Source organism: Streptomyces sp. APSN-46.1 (genome assembly GCF_022815725.1).
Classification (GTDB): Bacteria; Actinomycetota; Actinomycetes; order Streptomycetales; family Streptomycetaceae; genus Streptomyces.
This window is the reverse complement of sequence record NZ_JALGRF010000002.1, coordinates 1,090,079-1,114,478: the sequence shown is the minus strand read 5'-3', so window position 1 is coordinate 1,114,478 and position 24,400 is coordinate 1,090,079. Positions and strand designations below refer to the sequence as shown.

25 protein-coding genes are annotated in these 24,400 nt (G+C 72.6%); 12 read left to right on the top strand and 13 right to left on the bottom strand.

What is annotated here, in order from left to right; genetic code table 11:
- Nucleotides 1-5: 5 nt before the first annotated feature.
- The 4 genes from MTF65_RS11790 to MTF65_RS11775 all read right to left on the bottom strand — a co-directional run bounded on the left by MTF65_RS11790 (nucleotide 6) and on the right by MTF65_RS11775 (nucleotide 5,444).
- Entirely contained in the window at nucleotides 6-917 is a 912-nt protein-coding gene (locus MTF65_RS11790; protein ID WP_243628499.1) for a hypothetical protein, read from the bottom strand.
- Nucleotides 914-2,701: a GT4 family glycosyltransferase PelF gene (gene pelF, locus MTF65_RS11785; protein WP_243628498.1), complete on the bottom strand. Its 1,788-nt coding sequence runs from the start codon at nucleotides 2,699-2,701 to the stop codon at nucleotides 914-916. Before pelF ends, MTF65_RS11790 begins: the two co-directional genes overlap by 4 nt.
- A 248-nt stretch (nucleotides 2,702-2,949) precedes the next feature.
- Nucleotides 2,950-4,437 (bottom strand): DUF3152 domain-containing protein, encoded by a 1,488-nt coding sequence (locus MTF65_RS11780; protein ID WP_243628497.1) that lies wholly within the window; start codon nucleotides 4,435-4,437, stop codon nucleotides 2,950-2,952.
- A 5-nt stretch (nucleotides 4,438-4,442) separates the two neighbouring features.
- Nucleotides 4,443-5,444, bottom strand: coding sequence for an alpha/beta fold hydrolase (locus tag MTF65_RS11775; protein WP_243628496.1), 1,002 nt, complete (start codon nucleotides 5,442-5,444; stop codon nucleotides 4,443-4,445).
- 142 nt (nucleotides 5,445-5,586) lie between these two features.
- On the opposite strand from MTF65_RS11775, the gene MTF65_RS11770 reads away from it, so the two are divergent.
- From MTF65_RS11770 to MTF65_RS11755, 4 genes are all read left to right on the top strand, one after another.
- Nucleotides 5,587-5,802, top strand: coding sequence for a hypothetical protein (locus tag MTF65_RS11770; RefSeq protein WP_243628495.1), 216 nt, complete (start codon nucleotides 5,587-5,589; stop codon nucleotides 5,800-5,802).
- A 126-nt stretch (nucleotides 5,803-5,928) separates the two neighbouring features.
- Nucleotides 5,929-6,576: a TetR/AcrR family transcriptional regulator gene (locus MTF65_RS11765; protein WP_243628494.1), complete on the top strand. Its 648-nt coding sequence runs from the start codon at nucleotides 5,929-5,931 to the stop codon at nucleotides 6,574-6,576.
- Nucleotides 6,577-6,713: 137 nt separating this feature from the next.
- Nucleotides 6,714-6,941, top strand: coding sequence for a DUF3107 domain-containing protein (locus tag MTF65_RS11760; protein ID WP_243628493.1), 228 nt, complete (start codon nucleotides 6,714-6,716; stop codon nucleotides 6,939-6,941).
- Between the two features lie 122 nt (nucleotides 6,942-7,063).
- Nucleotides 7,064-7,357, top strand: a complete 294-nt coding sequence (locus MTF65_RS11755) for a hypothetical protein (protein ID WP_243628492.1) — start codon at nucleotides 7,064-7,066, stop codon at nucleotides 7,355-7,357.
- A gap of 66 nt (nucleotides 7,358-7,423) precedes the next feature.
- Here MTF65_RS11755 and MTF65_RS11750 read toward each other — a convergent pair whose 3' ends face one another.
- Entirely contained in the window at nucleotides 7,424-8,182 is a 759-nt protein-coding gene (locus MTF65_RS11750; protein ID WP_243628491.1) for a ferritin-like fold-containing protein, read from the bottom strand.
- A 451-nt stretch (nucleotides 8,183-8,633) separates the two neighbouring features.
- Here MTF65_RS11750 and MTF65_RS11745 point away from each other — a divergent pair, with 451 nt between their 5' ends.
- From MTF65_RS11745 to MTF65_RS11735, 3 genes are all read left to right on the top strand, one after another.
- Nucleotides 8,634-10,622, top strand: a complete 1,989-nt coding sequence (locus MTF65_RS11745) for a DEAD/DEAH box helicase (RefSeq protein WP_243628490.1) — start codon at nucleotides 8,634-8,636, stop codon at nucleotides 10,620-10,622.
- Between the two features lie 96 nt (nucleotides 10,623-10,718).
- Nucleotides 10,719-11,591: an alpha/beta hydrolase gene (locus MTF65_RS11740; protein WP_243628489.1), complete on the top strand. Its 873-nt coding sequence runs from the start codon at nucleotides 10,719-10,721 to the stop codon at nucleotides 11,589-11,591.
- A gap of 92 nt (nucleotides 11,592-11,683) precedes the next feature.
- The gene (locus tag MTF65_RS11735; protein ID WP_174250346.1) at nucleotides 11,684-11,836 is read left to right on the top strand and encodes a hypothetical protein; all 153 of its coding nucleotides are present in this window, start codon (nucleotides 11,684-11,686) and stop codon (nucleotides 11,834-11,836) included.
- A 96-nt stretch (nucleotides 11,837-11,932) separates the two neighbouring features.
- On the opposite strand, the gene MTF65_RS11730 is transcribed toward MTF65_RS11735, so the two are convergent.
- The 4 genes from MTF65_RS11730 to MTF65_RS11715 form a co-directional block, all read right to left on the bottom strand.
- Nucleotides 11,933-12,538, bottom strand: coding sequence for a MarC family protein (locus tag MTF65_RS11730; RefSeq protein ID WP_243628488.1), 606 nt, complete (start codon nucleotides 12,536-12,538; stop codon nucleotides 11,933-11,935).
- Nucleotides 12,539-12,601: 63 nt separating this feature from the next.
- Nucleotides 12,602-13,468, bottom strand: a complete 867-nt coding sequence (locus tag MTF65_RS11725; RefSeq protein WP_243628487.1) for a PHP domain-containing protein — start codon at nucleotides 13,466-13,468, stop codon at nucleotides 12,602-12,604.
- 365 nt (nucleotides 13,469-13,833) lie between these two features.
- Complete coding sequence (locus tag MTF65_RS11720; RefSeq protein WP_243628486.1) at nucleotides 13,834-14,472, bottom strand: DUF6758 family protein; 639 nt, start codon at nucleotides 14,470-14,472, stop codon at nucleotides 13,834-13,836.
- A 60-nt stretch (nucleotides 14,473-14,532) separates the two neighbouring features.
- Nucleotides 14,533-15,117, bottom strand: coding sequence for a suppressor of fused domain protein (locus MTF65_RS11715; protein WP_243628485.1), 585 nt, complete (start codon nucleotides 15,115-15,117; stop codon nucleotides 14,533-14,535).
- A gap of 376 nt (nucleotides 15,118-15,493) precedes the next feature.
- On the opposite strand from MTF65_RS11715, the gene MTF65_RS11710 reads away from it, so the two are divergent.
- Both MTF65_RS11710 and MTF65_RS11705 read left to right on the top strand, forming a co-directional pair.
- Complete coding sequence (locus tag MTF65_RS11710) at nucleotides 15,494-16,609, top strand: magnesium and cobalt transport protein CorA (RefSeq protein WP_243628484.1); 1,116 nt, start codon at nucleotides 15,494-15,496, stop codon at nucleotides 16,607-16,609.
- A gap of 29 nt (nucleotides 16,610-16,638) precedes the next feature.
- The gene (locus tag MTF65_RS11705) at nucleotides 16,639-17,160 is read left to right on the top strand and encodes a hypothetical protein (protein ID WP_243628483.1); all 522 of its coding nucleotides are present in this window, start codon (nucleotides 16,639-16,641) and stop codon (nucleotides 17,158-17,160) included.
- 21 nt (nucleotides 17,161-17,181) lie between these two features.
- Here MTF65_RS11705 and MTF65_RS11700 read toward each other — a convergent pair whose 3' ends face one another.
- Nucleotides 17,182-18,012 carry a hypothetical protein gene (locus MTF65_RS11700; RefSeq protein WP_243628482.1) on the bottom strand — a complete coding sequence of 277 codons (831 nt, stop codon included), beginning with the start codon at nucleotides 18,010-18,012 and terminating at the stop codon, nucleotides 17,182-17,184.
- Nucleotides 18,013-18,301: 289 nt separating this feature from the next.
- Between MTF65_RS11700 and MTF65_RS11695 the strand changes: the two genes are divergently transcribed.
- From MTF65_RS11695 to MTF65_RS11685, 3 genes are all read left to right on the top strand, one after another.
- A complete protein-coding gene (locus tag MTF65_RS11695; protein ID WP_243628481.1) occupies nucleotides 18,302-19,573 on the top strand; it encodes a magnesium transporter MgtE N-terminal domain-containing protein in 1,272 nt (423 codons plus the stop codon).
- Between the two features lie 91 nt (nucleotides 19,574-19,664).
- Complete coding sequence (locus MTF65_RS11690) at nucleotides 19,665-20,237, top strand: DUF1003 domain-containing protein (RefSeq protein ID WP_374207216.1); 573 nt, start codon at nucleotides 19,665-19,667, stop codon at nucleotides 20,235-20,237.
- 42 nt (nucleotides 20,238-20,279) lie between these two features.
- A complete protein-coding gene (locus MTF65_RS11685; protein WP_279398809.1) occupies nucleotides 20,280-21,440 on the top strand; it encodes an Mrp/NBP35 family ATP-binding protein in 1,161 nt (386 codons plus the stop codon).
- A gap of 129 nt (nucleotides 21,441-21,569) precedes the next feature.
- Here the strand turns inward: MTF65_RS11685 and MTF65_RS11680 are convergent, their stop codons facing one another.
- From MTF65_RS11680 to MTF65_RS11670, 3 genes are all read right to left on the bottom strand, one after another.
- On the bottom strand, nucleotides 21,570-22,286 hold the full coding sequence (locus tag MTF65_RS11680; RefSeq protein WP_243628480.1) for a hypothetical protein: 717 nt from the start codon (nucleotides 22,284-22,286) through the stop codon (nucleotides 21,570-21,572).
- Nucleotides 22,287-22,435: 149 nt separating this feature from the next.
- Nucleotides 22,436-22,906 (bottom strand): sec-independent translocase, encoded by a 471-nt coding sequence (locus MTF65_RS11675; protein ID WP_243628479.1) that lies wholly within the window; start codon nucleotides 22,904-22,906, stop codon nucleotides 22,436-22,438.
- 134 nt (nucleotides 22,907-23,040) lie between these two features.
- Nucleotides 23,041-24,363 (bottom strand): S1C family serine protease, encoded by a 1,323-nt coding sequence (locus MTF65_RS11670; protein WP_374207208.1) that lies wholly within the window; start codon nucleotides 24,361-24,363, stop codon nucleotides 23,041-23,043.
- Between the last annotated feature and the right edge of the window lie 37 nt (nucleotides 24,364-24,400).

Sequence of the window (24,400 nt, the reverse complement as noted above, 5' to 3'; positions counted from 1 at the left end):
GGGGGTCAGGGCCGGTCGTCCCGGACGGGTGCGTGCGCCGACGCGCGGGACAGCGCGAGTACGGCGAGTACGAGGAGCCCCGCCGCGGCCGCGGGCACCGCCACCGGGACCAGGGCGAGGGCCAGGGCGGCGGCGACGGGCCGGCGGTGCGCGCCGCGGGCTCCGTGGGTGAGCAGCAGCCGGGTCAGGAACAGCAGCACCGCGAGCGGTACGGCCTCGGCGAGCGGCGCCCCGGCGAGGGCGGCGGCCGCCGCTGCGGCCGCGGTGAACACGGCGACGGCCCCGAAGAGCAGCGGCCGTGCCCCGGCGGCGAACTCCTCCAGGGCCCGGCTCCCGGCGAGCCTGCGCCGGGCCCGGGCCGCGTATCCGGCGGCGACCAGGTACCCCGGCGCCACCGCCAGGGCGAGGCCGACGGCGAGGGCGGTGCCGTGCCGGTACGCGGCCCAGCCGACGGTGGCCGCCGCGAGCAGGTGGGCGAGCCCGGGGAACCACCGGCCGCCCCGCGCCCCGGCGGTCCGGCCGGGCCACACCAGCCCCGCGACCACTGCGAGCACGGCCGCCGGCCCGGCCCACGGCACCCCGGCGGCGGAGGCGCCGAGGGCGAGGGCCCCGGGCAGCAGGGCGTACCCGAAGCGGCGCAGCGCCCGGGGGGACGACGCGCTCCCGGCGGCGGGGGCGGGCGGGGCCTCCCCGCGCGGGGTCCGCGCGTACAGCTCCTCGGCGAGGGAGAAGACGTCCCGGTGGCGGAAGCGCGCGGCGGTACGGTCGGTGAGGCCGTGCGCCTCCAGCCCGGCGGCGATCTCCAGCGGGTCCACGGCCCGTTCGCACAGCGCCCGGTGCCGGTGGAGCAGGGTTTTGACGGGGTCCCCGGCGGGTCGCCGCCGGGGGGCCGCGGGGGCGGCTTCGTCGACGCTCATACGCCAGCCTCCGAGGCCGGATTCACGACACCGACCCGAGCCGCCACCGCAGGAACCACCCCGGTCGGCACCGCACCCCCGGCCGCAGCCCCGGCCAACGCCGAAGCACCGGCCCGCTCCCCATCCGAAGCACCGGCCGGGACCGCGGCACCGGCCGGTGCCGGAGCGGCGGCCTCCGGGGCCGCGGCTGCGGGCGGGGCGGAGTCGTTCGGTAGCGGGGCCCAGGTCGGGGTCGTCCAGTGGCCCGGGACCCGTGCCTCCGGCGGCTGTGCGAAGGGGATCTCCCCGTCCCTCCGGGCAGGACCCCGCGCCAGCAGCTGCAAGTAGATCTCCCGGAAGGCGGCCACGTTCTGCTCGACGGTGAACAGCTCCAGGGCCCGCGCCCGCGCCGCCGCGCCGAGGCGCTGGGCCCGCGCGGGGTCGCGCAGCAGCGACAGGCAGGCGTCGGCGAGGGCCCGCGGGTTCCTCGGCGGCACCACCAGCCCGGTCCCGCCGATCACCTCGCACACCGCTCCCACATCCGTGGACACGGTGGCCCGGCCGCAGAACATGGCCTCGGCCAGGGTGATCGGGAAGCCCTCGATCACCGAGGACAGCACGACCACCCGCCCGGCCCCGTACGCGTCGGCCGGCGAGGGCGCCTCGGGGCCGCCGATCTCCTCGAAGGTGACCGGGTTCTCCCCCACCGTGACCGCGTCGGCGGCCTCGTCCGGGAAGAGCTGCGCGGCCAGCGACCGGCAGTCGGCGAGATAGCCGGGCGCCACGGCGGTCGCGAAGATCCGCAGCCGGGTGTGCGGCGCGGCCCGCCGTACCTCGGCGAAAGCGTGCAGGAGGCCGATCAGGTCCTTGGCCGGCTCTATCCGGCCGACCCACACCAGCGTCTCCGGGTCCCCGCAGTCGGGGGCCTCCCCGACGGTGGCGAATCGGTCCGCCTCCATCCCCGGGTACACGGTCCGCAGCCGCTCCCGGGTGGCCCCGCACCGCTCCTGCCAGCGCCGGGCGTGGGCGTTTCCGGGGGTCAGGAAGTCGGCCTCGGCGTAGATCTCGCCGGCGAGCCGGACGTGGAAGCCGGTGAGCAGGGCCCGTACGGCGGGCCCGGGGGGAGATTCCGCGGAGAGGGCGGAGTGGTCAAGGTAGTGGGCGCGCAGCCGGATCCCGTACTCGGTGACCAGCAGCGGCACCCCGAAGAAGCGTTTGGCCAGCAGTCCGGGCAGCGCCGCGACCCCGCCGGCGGCCGCGTGGCAGACGTCGACCGCGCCGAGTTCCTCGTACCAGTCGAGGGACAGCGGCCGCAGCGCGCGCTCCAGTTCGTCCACGAACTCCAGCAGGTCGGGCACCTGCGCGGTCTGTACGGTGCGATGCGCGCCCGGGGCCCGGCAGGCGGACTCCACCGCCCGCACCGCGGTCTCGGAGCGCAGCGCCGCCTGCAGCCCGCCCTGTTCCCGGGCGAGTTCGGCCAGTCCGTACAGTCCGGCGGCGAAGGCCTCGGCCTCGCCCGCGCAGATCCCCCGGACCAGGTCCTTGAAGCGCTCGGCGAAGCGCCGGCGCTCGCGCCACGAGTACGTGCGGCCGTCGTCGGCCGGGGCCCACAGCGGGGCGGTCCAGACCCGCGTGACGTGCTCGGGGAGCACGACCCGGCCGCGCTCCTCCTGCTCGGCGCTGCGGCTCAGCGCGTAGAGCTCGAACTCGTGCTGCGGGAGCCCGCGCACCAGCCGGTCACACCAGAGCCTCGCCTCTCCCGTCGCATACGGATAACCACCTTCCGTGAGCAGTCCGATCCGCACGAGTGGCACCCCCGATCTCCCGTTCAGGCGGTCGCCGTCGGTCCGGCGACCCGCCGCGGAAGAACTCAAGCGGATATGCCGAAGGCGCGACGGACGGTTGTCCGTCGCACCACCGGAAGGGGTGAAGAGTCGTAACTTTCCCGTACGGGTCGCGTTCGAGGGCGCTAAAAAGGGCCTACGGCCCTCGGTCCCCGACGCCCGGCGCCAGTTCCCGCAGGCTCCGCCGGCCCGCGGACCATCTTTATCGGTCAACTCGCGGGAAATACCCACGGGTTGGGCTTGCAGTGAATTCCGCCGATGTCCAGCGACTTCGTCTGCTGCTGCATGATCGGAGCGAGCGCGCCCGGTGTCTGGCAGCTCACGTGCCCGTGGCCGAGCCGGTGCCCGACCTCGTGGTTGATGAGCATCTGCCGGTAGGCGAGCATCTCGCCCGCGCCGTACGTCGGCGAGCCCTGCGCCCAGCGGAACGCGTTGATCATCACCCGCTCGGTGGACGCGGAGTCGCAGGAGACGTTGTCGATGGTGGTGTCCAGGCCGGACTTGGCGCACCAGACGCCGGTGGTCCCCGGACTCGCCAGCGTGATCACGAAGTCGGCCTCGCCGGCCGGCACCCGCTCGAAGGTCATCGCGCCGTTGTGGGCCCAGCTGCGCGGGTCGTTCAGGGTCCGCTGGACGGCATCCGCGAACAGCTGCGGGTCCAGGCCCAGGCTCTGCTCGACATCGACGCGGTAGCGCACCAGCTTGCCCTTGCCGGGCGCCTTGGCCACGCCGGGCACGGTGTCGAACGCCCCCGGGCCCTTCAGCTTCTCGTCGATCGGGAGCTGCTGGGCCATCTTCTGTTCGTACGTCAGCTCCGGCGGCGCCGCGGACGGTGCCGCCGCGTCGGGCGTGGCGCGGCCGTCACCGCGGGAGGCGGCGGACTGGCCGGGCTTCGCGCGGTTCCTGCTGTCGTCCTCGGCGGTGAGGATGGTGGTCCTGGTCTTGCCGTCGCCGGTGAACTGCCCTATGACGACCACGGCGAGCACGGTGGTGACGGCCGCGGCGGCCACTCCGGTGCACACGCGGACCTTCAGATTCCGGGAGGAACCGGACGGCCGCGCTTCCTCGCCCGGGGCGACGGCCGTGCGGGGGCCGGGCACCCGGCGGTGCGAGCCGGTGGAGGTGACGGGGTCGGGCTCGGGCTCGTACTCGTGCTCGGGCAGGAGCTGGTGCTGGAGCGCGGACTGGTGCTCGGGCTCGTACTCGTGCTCGTACTCGGGCTGGTGCTGGAGCGCGGACTGGTGCTCGGGCTCGGGCTCGAAGGTGACCTGCGGGAACCCGGCCGCAGGAGTGCCGAAGTTCTGCGTACCGTGCGGGACCCCGCGCCAGTCCCCGTAGACCGCGCCGGAAGCGGCGTCCCCCCAGGCTCCGCCGGGCTCGCGCTGCTGCGGGTGCCCGCCGGCCCGCGCGTCGGACACGTACCCCTGATGCGTGACGGTGGGATCGGCAACCCGGCCGTAGACATCGAAGGGCTCGTGCGCGCCGTAGGGGTCGTACGCGTCGTGGGGCGGCGCGGGGGGCAGGTACGTCTCGTAGACCTGACCGCCCTCGTACGGCTGACCGCCCTCGTAGGGCTGGTACGCCTGGTACGCGTCGTACGTCTCGTACGCCTGGTACGGGTCGGGCTCCACCGGCGCCGGAGCGGCGGGGACGGGCCCGGGGGCAGGGGCGGGCTCCTTGCGACTATGTCGTCCCACGGTCCTCAGCCTCTGCCGTCTTCGTCGTCGTCACCGGCATTCCGGCCGGTGGCGCCGGTGTCGTACAGCAACTCCCGGAACGCGGACGCCACCACCTCGGGGTACTCCATCATCGCCACGTGCCCGGCCTCGGGCAGGGACAGAAGCCGCGAGCCTCGGAAGGCCGCCGCCGCCTTGCGCGCCATACGGTACGAGACCAACTGATCCCGGCCACCGTAGACCAGCAGCGTCGGTGCGAGGACCCGCTGCGCCTGGCGCCACAGCCCGTGCTGCCCGCCCAGGGTGTACGCGTCGACGATCCCGCGCGAGGAGCGGGTCATCGCGTCCCAGAAGTACGGAAGGGCCATCCGCCGCTCCATCTCCTCGACGGCGTCCCGGAAGCCCTCCGGCGTCACCCGCGAGGGGTCTCCGTAACAGAGGCCCAGCACCCCGCGCGTGCGCTGTTCGGCGGTCAGATCGCGGGCCAGCCGCCCGAACAGCCCGGCCACCCCGGGCAGCGCCAGCAGCGCGGTCGGTACGGCCGATTTCTGTACGCGCAGCTCCGGCAGCGCGGGCGAGACCAGCGTCAGCGTGCGCACCAGGTCCGGCCGCACGGCCGCGACCCGGGTGGAGACCGCTCCGCCGAGGGAGTTCCCGAACAGGTGCACCGGCCCGCGCCCGGCGGCGTCGAGGTGCCGGATGACGACGCGGGCGAGCGCGGTCACGGAGTAGTCCCGGTCGGCGGGCGGTGGGGACCAGCCGAAGCCGGGCAGGTCCAGGGCCTCGCCGTCGACGCTGCCTGCGAGCCGCGCCATGAGGTCCGACCAGTTCTGCGAGGAACCGCCGAGCCCGTGCACGAACAGCGCGGGCGGCAAACCCCGCCGGAGCGGCGGGCGCACCCGGACGTTCAATTCCAGCCCGGGCAGCGCGACAGTGCGCAGCTGCTCCCCGTCGGCCACCCTGACAGCTCCCACCTGGGAAGACAGCTCGGTGGTGGACCGTACACCCGGCAGCTCGGTCGAAGACATGGGGCAATGTTACGAGATGATCACGCCATAACCCTTGTGTTCGCGGTCACAGGCCTGCCCTGGCGTCGCCACCTCGATACTCCTAGGCTCATAGGGAGTAGGGCGTGCTCGATATGGCGGCGCAGAAGGTGAGGGGAGCGGCATGACTGTCGACCCTGCGGAACCGGAAACCTTCCAGGAGCAGCTTCCGGAGGCCCTCGACGCGGAGACGCCCGAGGCGGATGCGGCCGAGCAGCGCACCGAGCTGCGGCCCAGCGAGGACGACCCGCTCACCCCTCTGGAGGGGAGCGAGGCGACCGATGGTGACGCCTTCGAGCAGGCCAGGGTGGTGCCTCAGGACGAGGACGACTACCGCTGACCAGCGCCTCCGACCGGTCCGTACCGCGAGAAAACTCGGCTTGAACCCTCCAGATCGGGTTACCGAAAAGTACGATGGCGGCGCGGCGCAGAGCGCACTGTGTTCTTAGAGAAAGTGGGAGGCGGCGTGACAGCCATCGAGCAGACGGAGGCAGCGCGGCCCCGGGGCACGCGACTGCCGCGCCGAGCCCGGCGCAACCAGCTGCTGGGCGCGGCCCAGGAGGTTTTCGTCGCCCAGGGTTACCACGCGGCGGCCATGGACGACATCGCCGAGCGTGCCGGAGTCAGCAAGCCGGTGCTGTACCAGCACTTCCCGGGCAAGCTCGATCTCTACCTGGCGCTGCTCGACCAGCACTGCGAGGCGCTCCTGCTGGCGGTGCGCACGGCGCTCGCCTCGACGACCGACAACAAGCTGCGCGTGGCCGCGACGATGGACGCCTACTTCGCGTACGTCGAGGACGAGGGCGGCGCGTTCCGGCTGGTCTTCGAGTCCGACCTGACGAACGAGCCGGCCGTGCGCGAGCGCGTGGACCGCGTCTCGCTCCAGTGCGCGGAGGCCATCTCGGACGTCATCGCCGAGGACACGGGCCTGTCGAAGGACGAGTCGATGCTCCTGGCCGTGGGTCTCGGCGGCGTGTCCCAGGTCGTGGCCCGGTACTGGCTGTCGAGCGAGAGCCCGGTCGCCCGCGATACGGCGGTGGGCCTGCTGACCTCGCTGGCCTGGCGCGGCATCGCCGGCTTCCCGCTGCACGGCACGGAGGCCGGGCAGCTCTGACGGGACGGGCGGCTGTCGCTGCCGCTGTTCGCTGCGAGCGTGTCCGGAGCTGGGCGTACGTGTCCCCTCACCGGGCTAATGTGGACCGGGTACGGCGCGGCTGATCGCGCGAACCGGACCGTCGGAGGGACAAAGCCGTGGAGGTCAAGATCGGCGTGCAGCACGCACCCCGGGAGATCGTGCTGGAGAGCGACCTGAGCGCCGAGGAGCTGGAGCGCATCGTCATCGCGGCGCTGTCCGGCTCTGCGCCGCTGCTGAGCCTGACCGACAACAAGGGCCGCAAGGTCCTGGTGCCGTCCGACCGCCTCTCGTACGTGGATCTGGGCGAGCCCAGCGTGCGCAAGGTCGGCTTCGGGGCTCTCTGAGGGACTCTCTGAGAACTGCGGGAAACGGCTTGGTGGTTGATTCCACCAGGCCGTTTCTCTGTCTTCCGCTTCGGGTAGGACCGCAGTGAGACCGGCTGCCCTGACCCCCGGGAGGGACTTCCATGCTGCTGATCGAAGCGCTCGGCTCCGCTCTACTGGGCCTCGCCCTGTCCGGGGCGGCGGTGCGCGTGCTCGCGAAGCGGCTGCCGTCTCCCGGAGTCGTGTTGGTCAGCGGGGTACTCGGGGCGCTCTTCGGGGCGTATCTCACCCACACGGCGCTCGGCCCCGGCCACAACAACCTGCCCGCGGTCTTCGTCGGCGCGGTCCTGGTGTCGGCGGTCGTCCTGTCCCTGCTGCTGCGTCCCTCGGCCGGTCCCGCCAGGCGGGCTCCGTTTTCACTCCCGTCCCAGGGCTGACCGCCATCGGGGCCGTCCCTGGGGACGGCCCCGGCGACGGGGACGGGGATCGGGACGGGGCGGGGATTAGGCCGCCAGACCCAGCGCTGCCATCCGCTTGGTGTGTGCCTTGGTGATCCGGGTGAACATCTCGCCGACGGCCGCCAGGTCGAACCCGGCCGCCATGCCGTCCACGCCGCCGACCAGCATGGTGGACAGCGCGTCGCGCTCCGCGACCACGCGCTGCGCCTGCGACAGCGCCTCACCCATCAGCCGGCGGGCCCACAGCGCGAGCCGGCCACCGCACCGCGGGTCGGCCTCGATCGCGGCGCGCACCTTCTCGACGGCGAAGTTGCCGTGGCCGGTGTCGTCGAGCACCCGGAGGACGAGCGCGCGGGTGTCGGTGTCGAGGTGGCTGGCCACCTCGCGGTAGAAGTCGCTGGCGATCGAGTCGCCGACATATGCCTTGACCAGGCCTTCCAGCCAGTCCGAGGGTGCCGTCTGGCGATGGAAGTCGTCCACTCCCTTGGCGAAGGGCTCCATCGCGGCGGTGGGCTCGGCGTCGATCGCCGACAGGCGGTCGCGCAGCTGCTCGAAGTGGTGGAACTCGGCGGAGGCCATCTTGGCGAGCTCGGCCTTGTCGTCAAGGGTGGGCGCCAGCTTCGCGTCCTCGGCGAGGCGCTCGAAGGCCGCGAGCTCTCCGTACGCCAGCGCGCCGAGCAGGTCCACGACGGCGGCCCGGTACTGCGGCGAGGCGGAGGCTGCCGCCCAGTCCTGAGCGGCGATTCCGACCGCCTCGGCGGGGGTGCCGTCGTCGGCGGGAGATGCGTTTTCTACGGTCGACATGCTCCGCACAATAGCTCGCCGAAAGGGCTCACAAGTCACCACACCTACACACTGTCAGTCCATGTAAACGCGACTACCAGGTGAATTCACCCGACACAGCTGCGCGAATCCGGGGTACAGTGGTAATGAGCCTGCCGAATACTCGACGGGCCATCCGAATGAGGATGCCCGGTCGGTGGCCCGATCGGCTCCACCCGACCGCCCTCGGCGTGATGCGTACGTTCATACGTACCGCCTCCCACGAGGGGCCCCCTCAGCGGCAGATGCGCTTGAGCGAAGGCTAGTGGTCCCGCGCAGCTTTGTGTGTACGTCGAAGTACTGCAAGCCCGGCACGGTACGACCCCCCTCGCCGCCTCGCGCCGCGTCTCACAGAAGAGGCAGCACCCTGACTACGTTCCGAGACCTCGGGATCTTTCCCGAGACGGCCGAAGCCCTTGAGGCCGTCGGCATTGTGTCCCCCTTCCCCATCCAGGAGATGACCCTCCCCGTCGCCCTTACCGGCACGGACGTCATCGGCCAGGCCAAGACCGGAACCGGCAAGACGCTCGGTTTCGGCCTTCCGCTGCTGGAGCGGGTCGTCGTTCCCGCGGACGTCGAGGTCGGCCGGGCCAAGCCCGAGCAGCTGACCGACGCCCCGCAGGCCCTCGTGGTGGTTCCGACCCGCGAGCTGTGCACCCAGGTCACCAACGACCTGCTGACCGCAGGCAAGGTCCGCAACGTCCGCGTCCTCGCCATATACGGCGGCCGCGCGTACGAGCCGCAGGTCGAGGCGCTCAAGAAGGGCGTCGACATCATCGTCGGCACCCCGGGCCGCCTGCTCGACCTGGCCGGGCAGAAGAAGCTCGACCTGTCCCACGTCAAGGCCCTCGTCCTGGACGAGGCCGACGAGATGCTCGACCTGGGCTTCCTGCCCGACGTCGAGAAGATCATGAACTACCTGCCCGCGAAGCGTCAGACCATGCTGTTCTCGGCGACCATGCCGGGCGCGGTCATCGGCCTGGCCCGCCGCTACATGACGCAGCCGACGCACATCCGCGCCACCTCGCCCGAGGGCGAGGGTGTGACCGTCGCCAACATCAAGCAGCACGTCTTCCGTGCGCACAACATGGACAAGCCGGAGCTCGTCTCCCGCATCCTCCAGGCCGACGGCCGTGGTCTCGCCATGATCTTCTGCCGCACCAAGCGCACCGCTGCCGACATCGCCGAGCAGCTGGAGAAGCGCGGCTTCGCCTCCGGCGCCGTCCACGGCGACCTGGGCCAGGGCGCGCGCGAGCAGGCGCTGCGCGCGTTCCGCAACGGCAAGGTCGACGTGCTGGTCTGCACCGACGTCGCCGCGCGCGGTATCGATGTCGAGGGTGTCACCCACGTCATCAACTACCAGGCGCCCGAGGACGAGAAGACCTTCCTGCACCGCGTGGGCCGTACCGGCCGCGCGGGCAACAAGGGCATCGCCGTCACCCTCGTCGACTGGGACGACATCCCGCGCTGGCAGCTGATCAACAAGGCGCTGGAGCTGGACTTCCACGACCCGGTCGAGACGTACTCCACGTCCCCGCACCTGTTCGAGGAGCTGAACATCCCGGCCGGGACCAAGGGCATCCTGCCGCGTGCCGAGCGCACGCGGGAGGGCCTCAAGGCCGAGCAGCTGGAGGACCTGGGCGAGACCGGCGGCCGCGGTGGCCGTGGCGGTCGCGGCCCCGCCGCTGCCGCCCCGGTGGCGGCGGAGCGTCCCGCGCGCACCCGTACGCCGCGTCAGCGCCGCCGTACCCGCGGTGGTTCGGAGCTGGGCGCCGAGGCCCCGGCCGCGGTGACCCCGGTCGCGGAGGCTCCCGAGGCTCCGGAGTCTCCGGCCGCCGACGAGCCGCGCAAGCCGCGCCGTCGCCGGACGCGCGCCGCGGCTCCGGTCGCCGTTGCCACGGCCCCGGTCGCCGAGACCTCGCCCGTCACCCCGGTCGCCGAGGCGCCTGCCCCGGTCGCCGAGCTGCCCGCCGCCCAGGAGCCGGAGTTCCAGCAGGCCCCGGCCGCGGAGCCGGTCAAGGCGCCGGTCAAGGCCCGCCGCGTCCCGACGCGCAAGCCCGTCCAGGCCGCTCCGGTCGTCGCGGCCGTCGCCCCGGTCGAGGAGGCCCCGGTGCAGCCGCGCCGGACCCGTACCCGCAAGGTCGCCGAGGCGGCCCCGGAGCCGGACTTCCAGATGGCCCCGCCCGTCGAGCCGGTCAAGGCCCGCCGCGTCACCCGGACCCGCAAGGTCGCCGAGGCCGCCCCGGAGGCTCCGGCCGCCGTCGCGGCCGAGGAGGCTCCCGCCAAGCCGAAGCGCACCCGGGCCCGCAAGGTCGCCGCGGCCGCCCCGGTCGAGGCGGCTGCCGCCGGCGCCGAGGAGGCTCCGGCCAAGCCGAAGCGCACGCGGACCCGCAAGGTCGCGGAGGCGGCCCCGGAGGCATAAGCCTCCGCCCGCCCGATGGCCCCGATCCCCTTTCGGAGAATTCCAGGGAGGGCGGGGCCATCTCCGTATCACCTACGGACCGGTAACCTCGGGGGCATGAGCAAGCCGCCGCGCCTCACGCTGCCGTCCGTCGCCCGCGCGCACCTCCTCAGCACCGCGCGAGGGGACTTCGCCGTGCACGAGGCCGGTGAGCCGCTGCGCGGTACCGCCCTCCTGGTCCCCGGGTACACGGGCAGCAAGGAGGACTTCATCGGCCTGCTGGAGCCGCTGGCCGCCGTCGGCTACCGGGTGGTCGCGGTCGACGGGCGCGGCCAGCACGAGAGCCCCGGCCCGCGCGAGGAGTCGGCGTACGCGCTGGAGGAGCTGGCCCGGGACGTCCTCGCCCAGGCGGCCGCGCTGGGCGATGGTCCGGTGCACCTGCTCGGGCATTCGCTCGGCGGACTGATCGCCCGGGCGGCCGTGGTGGGCGACCCGGCCCCCTTCGCGAGCCTCACGCTGCTGAGCACCGGCCCGTGCGCCGTCTGCGAGGAGCAGCAGGCCCGTACGGAGCTGCTGGTCGCCGCGCTGGAAGCGATGCGGGACGACATGCCTGGCATCTGGGCGGCCATGCGCGCCCAGGACCCGCGGGACGCCGTCCCGGAGTCCCCCGAGCTCAGCGCGTTCCTCCGCGGCCGGTGGCTCGGCACCGTGCCCGAGCAGCTGATCGCCACGGGCCGGGCGCTGATCTCGGAGCCCGACCGGATCGACGACCTCCTCCGCGTGGCGCCGGGGCTGCCCAAGCTGGTGCTGTCCGGGGCCACCGACCCGATCTGGCCGGTCTCCCTCATGGACGAGATGGCCCGGCGCCTCGGCGCGGGGCGGGTGGTGATCCCGGGCACGGAGCACTCCCCGAACGCCGAGGAGCCCGCCGCCACGGCGGCCGCGCTGGCCGCGTTCTGGGGCGCCACCGCCACCGAGGCCGATAGTTAGCCAGTCAAAAAATTTCCTTAGCGTAGGGAATGTTTGCCTCATACACTTCGTTGAACCCTGTGCAAGGAGAACACTGACGAAGGGAGAAGCCCGTGCGCTTCGAGATTCTGCGCCTGGACGACGTCGACGGATCCGCCGTGGACAGCACCGTCGTGGACGCGGCCTCCGTCAACCGGATCGTGCAGCAGGCGGCCTCGATCGGCCAGCGCATTCTGATCCGACCGGCCGAGAGTGCGTCCTCCTGACACCTCGCGACACCGCGTAGACGTCGAACGCCCCCGTGACCCGAAGATCGCGGGGGCGTTCGCATGCGCGGGAGACCCGGGAGCCGCGCGGGCCGGTCAGGCGCCCTGGACGACCTGGACCACACCGTTGATGATCTGCTGGACGGCGATCGCGGAGAGCATCATGCCGGCGAGCCGCGTCACGAGGACGACGCCGCCGTCCTTGATGATCCGGATGATCACCAGCGAGTAGCGCATGGTCAGCCAGAGCACGACGTGCATGGCGACGATGGCGGCCCAGACCGAGACCTGGCCGCCGAATCCGTCGGCCTTCTGCACGGCCAGGATGACGGACACGATCGCGCCGGGACCGGCCAGCAGCGGCATGCCGAGCGGGACGAGGGCGACGTTCACGTCCTTGGTCTGCTGCGGCTCGTCGGTCTTCCCGGTGAGCAGGTCGAGCGCGATGAGCAGGAGCAGCAGACCACCGGCGATCATCAGCGCCGGGACGGAGACGTGCAGGTAGTCCAGGATCTGCTGGCCGCAGATGCCGAAGACGGCGATGACGCCGAAGGCGACGCAGACGGCCTGCCAGGCCATGCGGCGCTGGACTTTGGCGGGCCGGCCGGAGGTCAGCGCCAGAAAGATCGGCGTGATGCCCGGCGGGTCCATAATCACAAAAAGCGTGAGAAAAAGGGATCCGAAGACGGCGAACTCAAACACAGTGATGCCTTGCAGGAGAGAGGGGTGCAGCAAAAGAACGAGAAGTGGGGGCCAGGGCTGGTGCTACTGCCCCGCGCGTCCGCCCGCGCCGGGAACGGGGAAGGCCCCGGTGGCGCGGCGGGTGATCTCGCCGTAGATCTCGGGGTCGGTCGTGTACTCCCCGAGGTGACAGGTCTTGCGGCTGCCGTGGTAGTCGCTCGACCCGGTGGTCAGCAGGCCGAGGTCGGCGGCGAGGCCGCGGAGCCGGGCGCGCGCGCCGGTGTCGTGGTCCATGTGGTCCACCTCGATGCCGTCCAGGCCGGCGGCCGCGAGTGCGGCTATCGCGGCCTCGGGGACGCACTGGCCGCGCTTGACTGCGGCGGGGTGCGCGAAGACGGTGACCCCGCCGGCCGCCTTGACCAGGCGGATGGCGTCGAAGGGGTCGAGTTCGTGCTTCTCGGCGTAGGCGCGGCCGCCGTCGGCGAGCCAGTCGGGCGTGAACGCGTCGGAGACGGTGGGGACGACGCCGAGCTCGACGAGGGCGGTGGCGATGTGCGGGCGCCCCACGGAACCCGCGCCGGCGATCCGGGCCACCCGCTCCCAGGTGATGTCCACGCCGAGGTTCTGGAGCTTGCCGACCATGGCCTGCGCGCGGGGGGTGCGGTCGTCCCGGACGAGCTCCCGCTCCCGGGCGAGCTCGGGCTCGTCGGGGTCGAAGAGGTAACCCAGCATGTGCACTCCGACACCGTCGAGCCGGCAGGACAGCTCCGCGCCGGTGACGAGGGTCAGCCCGTGCGGCAGGGCCGCGATGGCCTCCGCGTGTCCGGCGACGGTGTCGTGATCGGTCAGCGCGATCACGTCCAGCCCGGCGGCGGCCGCGTTGCGGACCAGCTCCGCGGGGGTGTCGGTGCCGTCGGAGGCCGTGGAGTGGGTGTGCAGATCGATGCGCACAGCCGAGCTCCAGGGTTCACGTGTACGGGGGACGCTCCAGGATACCGTCCCCGGCCGTCCTGGGGCTCCGCCCCAGACCCCGCGCCTCAAACGCCGGCGAGGCTGAAAGATGACAGCCCCGCCGGCGTTTGAGTGGGCGTCCCCCCGGACGGAGTCTGGGGGAGGGTCCGGGCAGCGCCCGGGGAACGGTGGAAGGGCGGGTAGGGGACCCAGCCCCGCGCAGCGGACACCATCCGCAGACGACGGCCGGACCCCAGCCACCCCATCCCGTGCCGGAACCCCGCCCAGGCATCGGCGGACGGAGTTCGCCACAGCGGCGCGAAGCCGGTGAGGCGCGCCGGCGCCGCACCGCGCGAGCGCCGCGATCAGGACAAGATGCGGGGGCTGAGGGCGCCGCAGGGGAGGAGTTCTACTTCCGCGCCCGCGTCGCGCAGGTCGGTCAGGACGAGTTCGTCGTACATCAGCAGGCCCGACTGCTCCGGCCAGACGACCGCCCACAGCCACAGGCCCCGCGCCTCGCCCGCGAAGACGGCGCGGTCGTCAGGGGTGTTGGCGACGTGCCACAGCGGCGTGGGCCGGCCCGCCGCGACCACCTTGGCGTGCGGCGGGGCCGAGACGTTCATGAAGGGGCCCGGGTCCGGGCCGTCGATCCCCGCGTACCGCGCCCCCAGGCCGACGCCGAGTTCCTCCGCGATCAGCAGCAGTTCCCCGATGCCGCCCAGCGGCCCGGGGCCCGAGCAGGCCACGGCCGTGGCCCGGCCGCCGGTGCGGTCGTCACCGGCCGACGTGACCCCGGTGAACAGCCAGCCCACCGGAAGGGGCCACGGCATCCACACCGGCACCTGGGCGCGGTTCACGACAACGGTCAGGCCTTCGACACTCGGCGGGATCACGGGCTGCAAGGGGTGGACCGGACCGTGCACCGTGCACTGCCAGGAGTCGGCGAAGAGACCGGGCGCCCTGACCCGGCGACCGCACTTCGGGCAGCTTGGTTCGCCCCTCATAGGAAGCCACGCTCCTCCCCACCGCGCGCGCCGTCAAGACGCGATCACCCGTCCGAGCGGTCAGTCCAGCGCGACGGCCGTACGGAGAGGGTCCCGCAGATCCGTGCCGCGCGCGAGCCAGCGTTCCTGAAGGGCCGCCGCGCCGTGCACCCGCTTCCAGGCCGCCTCGTTCGGCGTCATCGGGAGGAGGGGGAAGAACAGCACCGGGTCCATGGGGTCGTCCAGCTCCAGGTCCTCCACCAGCCCGCCCGGCTCGGCGACGAGCACCGAGCTGAACGGGGCGCCCTCCCAGAGGGGTTCGCCCACGTCCAGCGAGGCTCCGGGGGCCACGACGAGCCCCTCCACCTGCGGGGAGGCGGCCAGCACCGCGAGCGGGCGCAGCAGTCCGTCGGTGGGCGCCAGGCCTCCCCGTACGGTCAGCACCAGTTCGGCGCGCGGGCCGCGCAGCGGGTCGGCGACCACGGCGGTCGGGTCGGTCATGGGGTGCGCGGACATCCCGAGGGTCGCGTACCGCACGAGGTCGCCCTCGGCGAAGCGGAGTACCTCGATGCGGTCGGTGCCGAGGAAGGTGACGGCGGCGCGGGCGACGGGTTCGCCGAACGCGCTGCGCAGCCGGGCTTCCACAAGGGCCAGAATTTCTGCCATGGAGCGAGCATAGAACTCGTATCCGGCGGGTAAAGGGCGGGTCTTGACCATCCGTCGGCTGATAGTGTTGACAGCTGGTTCAGGCCGCACGCAGAAGCGTTGTTTCAAGGCTCTGGACGACAGGACGTCCCCCACGGGGGACCGGCCGGAGGAGGTGGGGCTGCGATGGATCGAAGTCGATCGTGCAGTACCAATCGCTCTTCCACTTCCATGCCGGGCGCCTCCCGCCCCCTGTGATCTTCCGATCAGTAGAAGAGCGACGGCGGAACTCTGTCCTCCCGTCCTGTTCCTTCCGTCTGCCCGGGTCTGTCCGCCCGAGGTGATGGGGGGTCTCCCACCCGTACGGTCCGCAGCCGTGCGCGCGAAGGAGCCTGTCATGTCGATGCTGCCCTACCTCCGTGCGGCCGTACGTCCCGCGCTGCGCAGGTCAACCCCCGTACAGCCCGGATACGAGAGCACGCGCGACCCCTCCGCGAGCAGTGCGGTGGTCGACTGCGCCGTGTACCGCGACGGACGCCGCGTCATGGGCCCGGGCCGCCTGACGCCCCGTGAGGCGATGCGCCGGGTCCGCGAGGACGGCGGCTTCGCGTGGATCGGCCTGCACGAGCCGACCGAGGCCGAGTTCGCCGGGATCGCGGCCACCTTCGGTCTGCACCCGCTGGCCGTGGAGGACGCGGTGCACGCGCACCAGCGGCCGAAGCTGGAGCGCTACGACGACACCCTCTTCACCGTCTTCAAGACCATCCACTACGTGGAGCACGCCGAACTCACCGCCACCAGCGAGGTGGTGGAGACCGGCGAGGTGATGTGCTTCACCGGCCCCGACTTCGTCATCACCGTCCGGCACGGCGGCCAGGGCTCCCTCAAAGGGCTGCGCCACCGCCTTCAGGACGACCCGGACCTCCTCTCCAAGGGCCCTTCCTCCGTCCTCCACTCCATCGCCGACCACGTCGTCGACGGGTACATCGCGGTGGCGGCGGCCGTACAGGACGACATCGACGAGGTGGAGAGCGCGGTGTTCGCCGCTCCCGCCAAAGGCGGCACGCGCGGCGGCGACGCCGGCCGGATCTACCAGCTCAAGCGCGAGGTGCTGGAGTTCAAGCGGGCGGTCTCCCCGCTGCTGCGGCCGATGGAGCTGCTGAGCGAGCGCCCGATGCGGCTGGTGGACCCGGACATCCAGAAGTACTTCCGCGATGTCGCCGACCACCTGGCGCGGGTGCACGAGCAGGTCGTCGGCTTCGACGAGCTGCTGAACTCGATCCTCCAGGCGAACCTCGCGCAGGCGACGGTCGCCCAGAACGAGGACATGCGCAAGATCACTTCCTGGGCGGCGATCATCGCCGTGCCCACCATGATCTGCGGGGTCTACGGCATGAACTTCGAGCACATGCCCGAGCTCCAGTGGAAGTACGGCTACCCGATGGTGATGGCCTCGATCGTCGGCATCTGCTTCACCATCCACCGCGCGCTGCGCCGCCACGGCTGGCTGTAGCGCCGCGGGGAACCGCCTACCCTGTCCGCATGACTCTCAGCGCGCTCGACCTGGCCCTCGTCGAGGAGGCCACCAAGAAGTCCGGCCTCATCTGGGTCCGCGGCACCGGGGCCGACCGGGCCCTGTGGCACGCCTGGGTGGACGGCGCCGCGCACGTGCTGGGCGACGGGCCCGGGGAGCAGCCGTTCCCGGGTCTCGCGGACGGCGCGACCGCCGAGGTGACCGTGCGCAGCAAGGACAAGGGCGGCCGGCTGGTCGCCTGGACGGCGACGGTACGCGAGCTCGCGCCCCGCGGTGAGGCCTGGGAGGCCGCGGTCGCCGAGCTCAAGGGCAAGCGGCTGAACGCGCCCGACTCGGAGGAGATGACCGACCGCTGGGCGCGCGAGTGCCGGCTGCTGCGCCTGGAGCCGGTCTCGGTGAGTACGGACCTGCCGGGCGGGTCGCTGGCCGCCGCCCCACTGGGGTCCCCCGCTATCACCCGCAGGCCGATCCCGGCGGGCCTGCCGAAGCTGCTGCTCAAGCGGAAGAAGAAGAAGAAGACGGCCCGCTGATCCCCGCGCGCCCCGGGTCCGTCAGGGCTTGCCCGGATCCGCGCCCTGGCCGGAGCCGGAGCCCGATCCGGAGCCGGAGCTCTTGGGGGCGGGCGAGGCCGCACCGCCACCGCCCTGCCCCTTGGTCGTCGGCAGCTGGGACCCGTAGTCGACGGTCTGGTCCTTCGCCGGCGGGTCCAGCGGGAAGGCCTCGCCCCACTCCGCGAGTTCCACCCGCCCGGCTCCGCCGGCCCGCTCCATCAGCAGCGGGTACGGGGTCCCCTCCAGCGAGACGGACAGCTTTCCGCCCTTGCCCTGGTCCCCGGTGAGCTGGACCGCGCGGGTGTGGCCGACCGTGGTGTACGCCTTGCTCTTGGCGAGCTTGCCGTCCAGTCCGAGCAGCACGTCCAGCAGCACGTCCATGTCGGTGAACCCGCGGAACTGCTTGTACGAGGGGTCGCCCTCGGGAACCTTCACGTACTTGTCGCCGAGCTTCCCGGCCGAGTCGGACTGCCCCCAGAAGGCGGCGTCGGCCTTCAGGTAGAGCTGCTCCCCCACCCGCAGCAGCTGGAAGGTGTTCTCCTTCGTCTTCACCTCGCCGGAGCCGCCGTCGGACTTGAGCCGCATGTCGAGGGTGAAGGTCCTGCCGCCGCTGACGAGCGTGCCGGACAGGTGCACCGAATCGGCGGCGGTGGCCGCCTCCTTCGCCTTGCCCTCGATCGTGTCGGCGGAGAGCTTGCCCACCCCGTTGGTTCCCTTGTCGGGGTCCTCCGCGCCGCTGCCGCAGCCCGTACCGGTGACAGCGAGGCCCGCGCACAGGGCGCCGACGAACGCGGCCCGGCGCAGCCGAGCGGCAGGGAAGTAGGCGGTCACGTGCTGGTGCCTCTCGTCGGTCGTTCTGCTGGGGGCACTCCCCCAGCCTCTGGCCGGGGCGCCCCCACCCAGCGGCAGCTGGGGGAGCAGCAGGCAGCGTACCCGCCCGTGCGCCGCCTCCCGAGCCCGCCCACGGCGGGCTCGGCGCGACACCCCGGGCGCGGCCGGGGAACGGCCGGGGAACCGCCGGGGGCCACCTGAGCGGCTCCCCCACCAGGACGGTTGCGCGGGGCACGGGCTAGCCTGAGGCACGGCAGGACTGTTGATTGACGCTGTAGGAGGCGCTCGGATGGTTGCAGGCGCCCCGCGGATCTTCGTCTCGCATCTGTCGGGTGTGCCCGTGTTCGACCCCAACGGCGACCAGGTCGGCCGTGTCCGCGACCTCGTCGCGATGCTGCGCGTCGGCGGCCGCCCGCCCCGGCTGCTGGGCCTGGTGGTCGAGGTCGTCAGCCGGCGCCGGATCTTCGTCCCCATGACCCGGGTGACGGGCGTGGAGTCCGGCCAGGTCATCACCACCGGCGTGGTGAACATGCGGCGCTTCGAGCAGCGCCCCACCGAACGGCTCGTCCTCGGCGAACTGCTGGACCGCCGGGTGACGCTGGTGGCCACCGGCGAGGAGGTCACCGTCCTCGACGTGGCCATCCAGCAGCTGCCGGCCCGCCGCGACTGGGAGATCGACCGGATCTTCGTACGGAAGGGCAAGGGCGGCGCCCTGCGCCGCCGCGGCGAGACCCTGACCGTGGAGTGGTCGGCGGTGACGGGCTTCTCGCTGGAGGAGGAGGGCCAGGGCGCCGAGAACCTGGTCGCCACCTTCGAGCAGATGCGCCCGGCCGACGTGGCGAACGTCCTGCACCACCTGACGCCGAAGCGGCGCGCCGAGGTGGCCAACGCCCTCGACGACGACCGGCTCGCGGACGTCCTGGAGGAGTTGCCCGAGGACGAGCAGGTGGAGATCCTCGGCAAGCTGAAGGAGGAGCGCGCCGCCGACGTGCTGGAGGCGATGGACCCGGACGACGCGGCCGACCTGCTCTCCGAGCTCCCGGAGGACGACAAGGAGCGGCTGCTGACGCTGATGCGGCCGGACGACGCGGCCGATGTGCGCCGCCTGCTGTCGTACGAGGAGAACACCGCGGGCGGTCTGATGACCACCGAGCCGATCGTGCTGCGGCCGGACGCGACGGTCGCGGACGCGCTGGCGCGCGTACGGCAGTCGGACCTGTCGCCGGCCCTCGCGGCGCAGGTGTACGTGTGCCGGCCGCCGGACGAGACGCCGACGGGCAAGTACCTGGGCACCGTGCACTTCCAGCGGCTGCTGCGCGACCCGCCGTTCACGCTCGTCAGCTCGATCGTGGACACGGACCTGCCGCCGCTGCGGCCGGACGCCTCGCTTCCGGTGGTGACCAGCTACCTCGCCGCGTACAACATGGTGGCGGTGCCGGTGGTCGACGAGAGCGGCTCGCTGCTGGGCGCGGTCACCGTGGACGACGTACTGGACCACCTGCTGCCGGACGACTGGCGCGAGACGGATTTCCCTTCCGAGGAGGCCCTGCGTGGCGAGTGAGCGCGGGCGCGGCGATCAGGCGCGCGAGCGGCGGCGCGAGCAGATCCGGGAGCGGCGCGAGCAGGCGCGGCTGCTGGCACGCGAGCACGGGCTGTCCGTGGAGGCCGGGGAACGGGCGGAGCGGGCGAAGGCCGACCGGGCGACCGGGGCGAGCGCGCTGACGCGCTCGCGGGGCCGCCTCGACCAGCCGCGCACGCCGCGCCGGTCGCTGCTGCCCGAGTACGACCCGGAGGCCTTCGGCCGGCTGTCGGAGCGGGTGGCGCGGTTCCTCGGCACGGGCCGGTTCATCGTCTGGATGACCCTGGTCATCATCGTGTGGGTGCTGTGGAACATCTTCGCGCCGGGACACCTGCGCTGGGACGAGTACCCGTTCATCTTCCTCACGCTGATGCTGTCGCTGCAGGCCTCGTACGCCGCCCCGCTGATCCTGCTCGCGCAGAACCGGCAGGCCGACCGGGACCGGGTCAACCTGGAGCAGGACCGCAAGCAGAACGAGCGCTCCATCGCCGACACCGAGTACCTGACCCGGGAGATCGCGTCCCTGCGCATGGGCCTGGGCGAGGTCGCGACCCGCGACTGGATCAGGTCCGAGTTCGAGGACCTGATCAAGGAGATGGACGAGCGGCGCCTATTCCCGCGGGAACGTGACGAAGGCGACCGCTGACAGGCTTTCCTGAGCCCTGCCACCGAGCCGTACCATCGGGACATGGCTACCGACACAAGCTCCGCCGCCGTGCCTGAGCAGGACGCGATCCTGGACGCGCTGGCGACGGTGAACGACCCCGAGATCCACCGGCCGATCACCGAACTCGGCATGGTCAAATCGGTGGAGATCGGCGAGGGCGGCGCGGTCGCCGTCACGGTCTTCCTCACGGTGTCGGGCTGTCCCATGCGCGAGACCATCACCAAGAACGTCAGCGAGGCCGTCGAGAAGGTGGCCGGTGTCACCTCCGTCGTGGTCACCCTTGAGGTGATGAGCGACGAGCAGCGCAAGGAGCTGGCGGCCTCGCTGCGCGGCGGCACCGCCGAGCGCGAGGTGCCCTTCGCCAAGCCGGGCTCGCTGACCCGTGTGTACGCGGTCGCGTCCGGCAAGGGCGGCGTCGGCAAGTCCTCGGTCACCGTCAACCTGGCCGCGGCGATGGCGGCGGACGGGCTGAAGGTCGGCGTGGTCGACGCGGACATCTACGGCCACAGCGTGCCGCGCATGCTCGGCGTGGACGGCCGTCCCACCCAGGTCGAGAACATGATCATGCCGCCGTCGGCGCACGGCGTGAAGGTCATCTCCATCGGCATGTTCACCCCGGGCAACGCGCCGGTGGTGTGGCGCGGACCGATGCTGCACCGAGCACTCCAGCAGTTCCTGGCCGATGTGTTCTGGGGCGACCTGGACGTGCTGCTGCTGGACCTGCCCCCGGGTACGGGCGACATCGCGATCTCCGTGGCCCAGCTGGTGCCGAACGCGGAGATCCTGGTCGTGACCACCCCGCAGCAGGCCGCGGCCGAGGTCGCGGAGCGGGCCGGCTCGATCGCCGTGCAGACCCACCAGAAGATCGTCGGCGTGGTCGAGAACATGTCCGGCCTGCCGTGCCCGCACTGCGACGAGATGGTGGACGTCTTCGGCTCGGGCGGCGGCCAGCAGGTCGCCGACGGGCTGACGAGGACGACCGGCGCGACGGTGCCGGTACTGGGCTCGATCCCGATCGACGTGCGGCTGCGCGAGGGCGGCGACGAGGGCAAGCCCGTCGTCCTGTCCGACCCGGACTCCCCGGCCGGCGCCGCGCTGCGCGCGATCGCCGGCAAACTGGGCGGCCGCGCCCGCGGCCTGTCGGGCATGTCCCTGGGCATCACCCCGCGCAACAAGTTCTGAGACAGCTGAGGTGTGGGCAATCGTGCCGCAGGGCGGCACGGGTGGGCACACCGGCACCACAGGCCGCCCGCACGGGCCGCGCAGCGTAAAGGGCACCGCCGACCGGCGGTGCCCTTTCCCGTACCCGGGTTACTCGTACGCCGCCAGGTCCCCGATGACCGAGAACCCGAGCCCGTACGCGCTCATGCCCCGCCCGTACGCACCGAGGTGCACCCCGCTGCCGGTGGACCCGGCGAGCACCCACCCGAACTCCGACTCGCGGTAGTGGAACGGCGTCGGCGCCCCGTCCACCGGCAGCGACAGCGTCGACCAGTCGTCGCCGCCGAGATCGTCCGCGAGCTCCCACGCGGCCTCGGTCTGCTGGTCGAGCCAGTCGTTGCGCAGGGTGTGGTCCATCTGGCCGGGCCAGCTGTAGGCCAGCAGGCCGGAGCCGGCCAGCCAGGCCGCCGAGGCGACCGAGGTGGCCTCCAGGACGCCCGTGCCGTCGCTGCTGCGGCGCAGCGGGTTGCTCGCGACGGTGACGACCACCGCGAAGCGCTCCTTCTCGCCCGTGGCGAGCTCGCCGCGCGCGGAGGGTTCGTCCCCGTGGCCGGTGGAGCCGTGCTCGACGGTGCCGTCGGCGGCGGTGCCCACCTGCATGAGCCAGCGGGGGCCGGTGAAGGCCCCGTCCAGCCCGTACCAGGGGAAGTCCGCCGCCAGGAACCCCTCTGCTGTCCGGCGGGCCGCCGGGACGGGCACGGCGGCCTCCTGGGGCGGCGCCTGGGCGGCGGCGTGCGGGGGTGCGGCGGCGGGGGCAGGTGCTTCGGCGGGCTGGGCGCCTACCCGGCTACTGCTCGTCGTCTCCATCTGAGCGGCCTCTCGTTCCATGGGATCCGGAACGGCCGTCCCCCTCGCTTCGCCGGGGGGACCCCCGGCCCTTGCGCGGCGCCGCCGTCCTGCGTCCGGACAGATGGAGGATAGCCATCCCACCCCGGTTCGCCGGGCAAGCTGTCAACTCACGTGGCGTCGGCGTCGTACGGGGTGCGCTGCTCGGGGGCCGGGGCGGCGGGCTTCTTCAGCAGATCCGGGCCCGTGGAGGCGGGCGCGGCGGAGGTTCCGGCGACGGGCGTGGCGGCCGGGCCCGGAGCGGTCGCGGCGGTCGCGGGCTCCTTGCCGTTGACCGCGTCGGTGACCTCGCCCAGCTCCTTGCGCAGATCGAAGCTGCTGCGGAGCTCCTTGAGGTCCTCGTTCTCACCGAGCTGCTTGCGGATGAACGTTTTGGGATTCAGGTCCTCGAACTCGAAGTCCTTGAATTCCGGCCCGAGTTCCGAGCGGATGTCCTCCTTGGCGCTGTCGGAGAACGCGCGGATCTTCCGGATGAACCCGGTCGCGTCCTGAATGACCTTGGGGAGCTTGTCCGGGCCGAAGACGAGGATGGCCAGCACCACGATCGTGACCAGCTCGAGGCCGCCTATGTCGTTGAACACCTTGCCGCTCCTCGAATCTCTCCACTTCGGGCCCGGACCACGGTACCCGCCGTTCCCGCCCGGCCCCTACACGTGTACGGACACGGAAGCGGTTTCCCGCCGAGAGTTCGGCCGGAAGACGCCCTCCCGCCTTCTCATGATCCATTCGCGGAGCCGAGCACCACGTCCAGCGTCCGCTCCCGGCCCTCGCGGAGCACCGTCAGCGTCAGCGCGTCGCCCGGGCGGTGGGCCCGGATCTTGATGATCAGTTCGTCGCCGCCGTGGACGCGCTCCCCGTCCACCTTGGTGATCACGTCGCCCGGTTTGATCCCGGCGCGGCCACCGGGGCCGTCGCCGGGGACCGGGGGCTTTCCGTCCTCGCCCTTGGCGGCGACCCGGGCACCGTCGCCGGTGTACTGCATGTCGAGGGTGACCCCGATGACGGGGTGGGTGGCGCGGCCGGTGCGGATCAGTTCCTCGGCGACGCGCTTGCCCTGGTTCACCGGGATGGCGAAGCCGAGGCCGATGCTGCCGCTCTGCCGGTCCCCGTCCTCGCCGTCCCCGCCCTTGTCGGCGCCCCGGATCGCGCTGTTGATGCCGATCACGTGCGCCTTGGCGTCGAGGAGCGGGCCGCCGGAGTTGCCGGGGTTGATGGGGGCGTCGGTCTGGAGGGCGTCGACGTAGCTGATGTCGCTGGCGTCGCCCTTGTCGCCGCCCGCGGTGATGGGCCGTCCGGTGGCGCTGATGATGCCTGCGGTGACGGTGTTGGACAGGTCGAAGGGCGCTCCGATGGCCACCACCGGGTCGCCGACCTTCACGTTCTGGGAGTTGCCGAGCGTCAGCGGCCGCAGCCCCCGTACGCCGGTCACCTTGACCACGGCCAGGTCGTAGCCGCTGTCGCGGCCGACGAGCTTGGCGGTCACGCTCTCGCCGGTGCTGAAGGTGACCGCTATCTCCTTGGCGCCGGCGACCACGTGGTTGTTGGTCAGGATGTGGCCCTGCTGGTCGAGGACGAATCCGGTTCCGGTGCCGCTGCCCTCGCCGCCGCTGACGTGCAGGGTGACCACCCCGGGCAGGGCGGTGGCGGCGATGCCGGCCACGCTCTCGGGGGCGCGGTCCGTGCTCCCCGGGGCCGCCTGCGGGAGCTCCAGGCTGGTGCTGCTCCGGCGTTCGGCGAGGACGCCGAGGTAGCCGCCGATTCCGCCGGCGAGCAGGGCGGTGCCCACGCTCAGGGCCACCACCTGCCACATGCGGACCCCGCGGGCCGCGCGGCCGGTGTCCACCACGTGCAGGGGGCGGGCACCCCAGGGGTCGTAGCGCGGCTCGGACGGGGGCGGGTCCTGCGCCCCGGCCTTCGCTCCGGGCTCGGCGTCGGCCTGCGGGCGCGGGGCCGGGACCCCGTCGCGGCGCGCGTCCGCCAGCCCGTCGGGCCGGCTCCACCACAGCGGAGCCGGATCGGTGTGCTGACTGTCGGACATGGGCGCTCCCCCGCGTACCTGGCGCACCGCCGGGCGG

Excerpts from the sequence above, each read along its gene's own strand:
- MTF65_RS11770 (WP_243628495.1), top strand. The coding sequence starts at position 5,587 with ATGACTGTCGACCCTGCGGAACCGGAAACCTTCCAGGAGCAGCTTCCG.
- MTF65_RS11710 (WP_243628484.1), top strand. The coding sequence starts at position 15,494 with ATGTCGATGCTGCCCTACCTCCGTGCGGCCGTACGTCCCGCGCTGCGC.
- MTF65_RS11755 (WP_243628492.1), top strand. The coding sequence starts at position 7,064 with ATGCTGCTGATCGAAGCGCTCGGCTCCGCTCTACTGGGCCTCGCCCTG.
- MTF65_RS11680 (WP_243628480.1), bottom strand. The coding sequence starts at position 22,286 with ATGGAGACGACGAGCAGTAGCCGGGTAGGCGCCCAGCCCGCCGAAGCA.
- MTF65_RS11695 (WP_243628481.1), top strand. The coding sequence starts at position 18,302 with ATGGTTGCAGGCGCCCCGCGGATCTTCGTCTCGCATCTGTCGGGTGTG.
- MTF65_RS11720 (WP_243628486.1), bottom strand. The coding sequence starts at position 14,472 with ATGAGGGGCGAACCAAGCTGCCCGAAGTGCGGTCGCCGGGTCAGGGCG.
- MTF65_RS11775 (WP_243628496.1), bottom strand. The coding sequence starts at position 5,444 with ATGTCTTCGACCGAGCTGCCGGGTGTACGGTCCACCACCGAGCTGTCT.
- MTF65_RS11670 (WP_374207208.1), bottom strand. The coding sequence starts at position 24,363 with ATGTCCGACAGTCAGCACACCGATCCGGCTCCGCTGTGGTGGAGCCGG.
- MTF65_RS11715 (WP_243628485.1), bottom strand. The coding sequence starts at position 15,117 with ATGGCAGAAATTCTGGCCCTTGTGGAAGCCCGGCTGCGCAGCGCGTTC.
- MTF65_RS11790 (WP_243628499.1), bottom strand. The coding sequence starts at position 917 with ATGAGCGTCGACGAAGCCGCCCCCGCGGCCCCCCGGCGGCGACCCGCC.
- MTF65_RS11705 (WP_243628483.1), top strand. The coding sequence starts at position 16,639 with ATGACTCTCAGCGCGCTCGACCTGGCCCTCGTCGAGGAGGCCACCAAG.
- MTF65_RS11685 (WP_279398809.1), top strand. The coding sequence starts at position 20,280 with ATGGCTACCGACACAAGCTCCGCCGCCGTGCCTGAGCAGGACGCGATC.
- MTF65_RS11750 (WP_243628491.1), bottom strand. The coding sequence starts at position 8,182 with ATGTCGACCGTAGAAAACGCATCTCCCGCCGACGACGGCACCCCCGCC.
- MTF65_RS11740 (WP_243628489.1), top strand. The coding sequence starts at position 10,719 with ATGAGCAAGCCGCCGCGCCTCACGCTGCCGTCCGTCGCCCGCGCGCAC.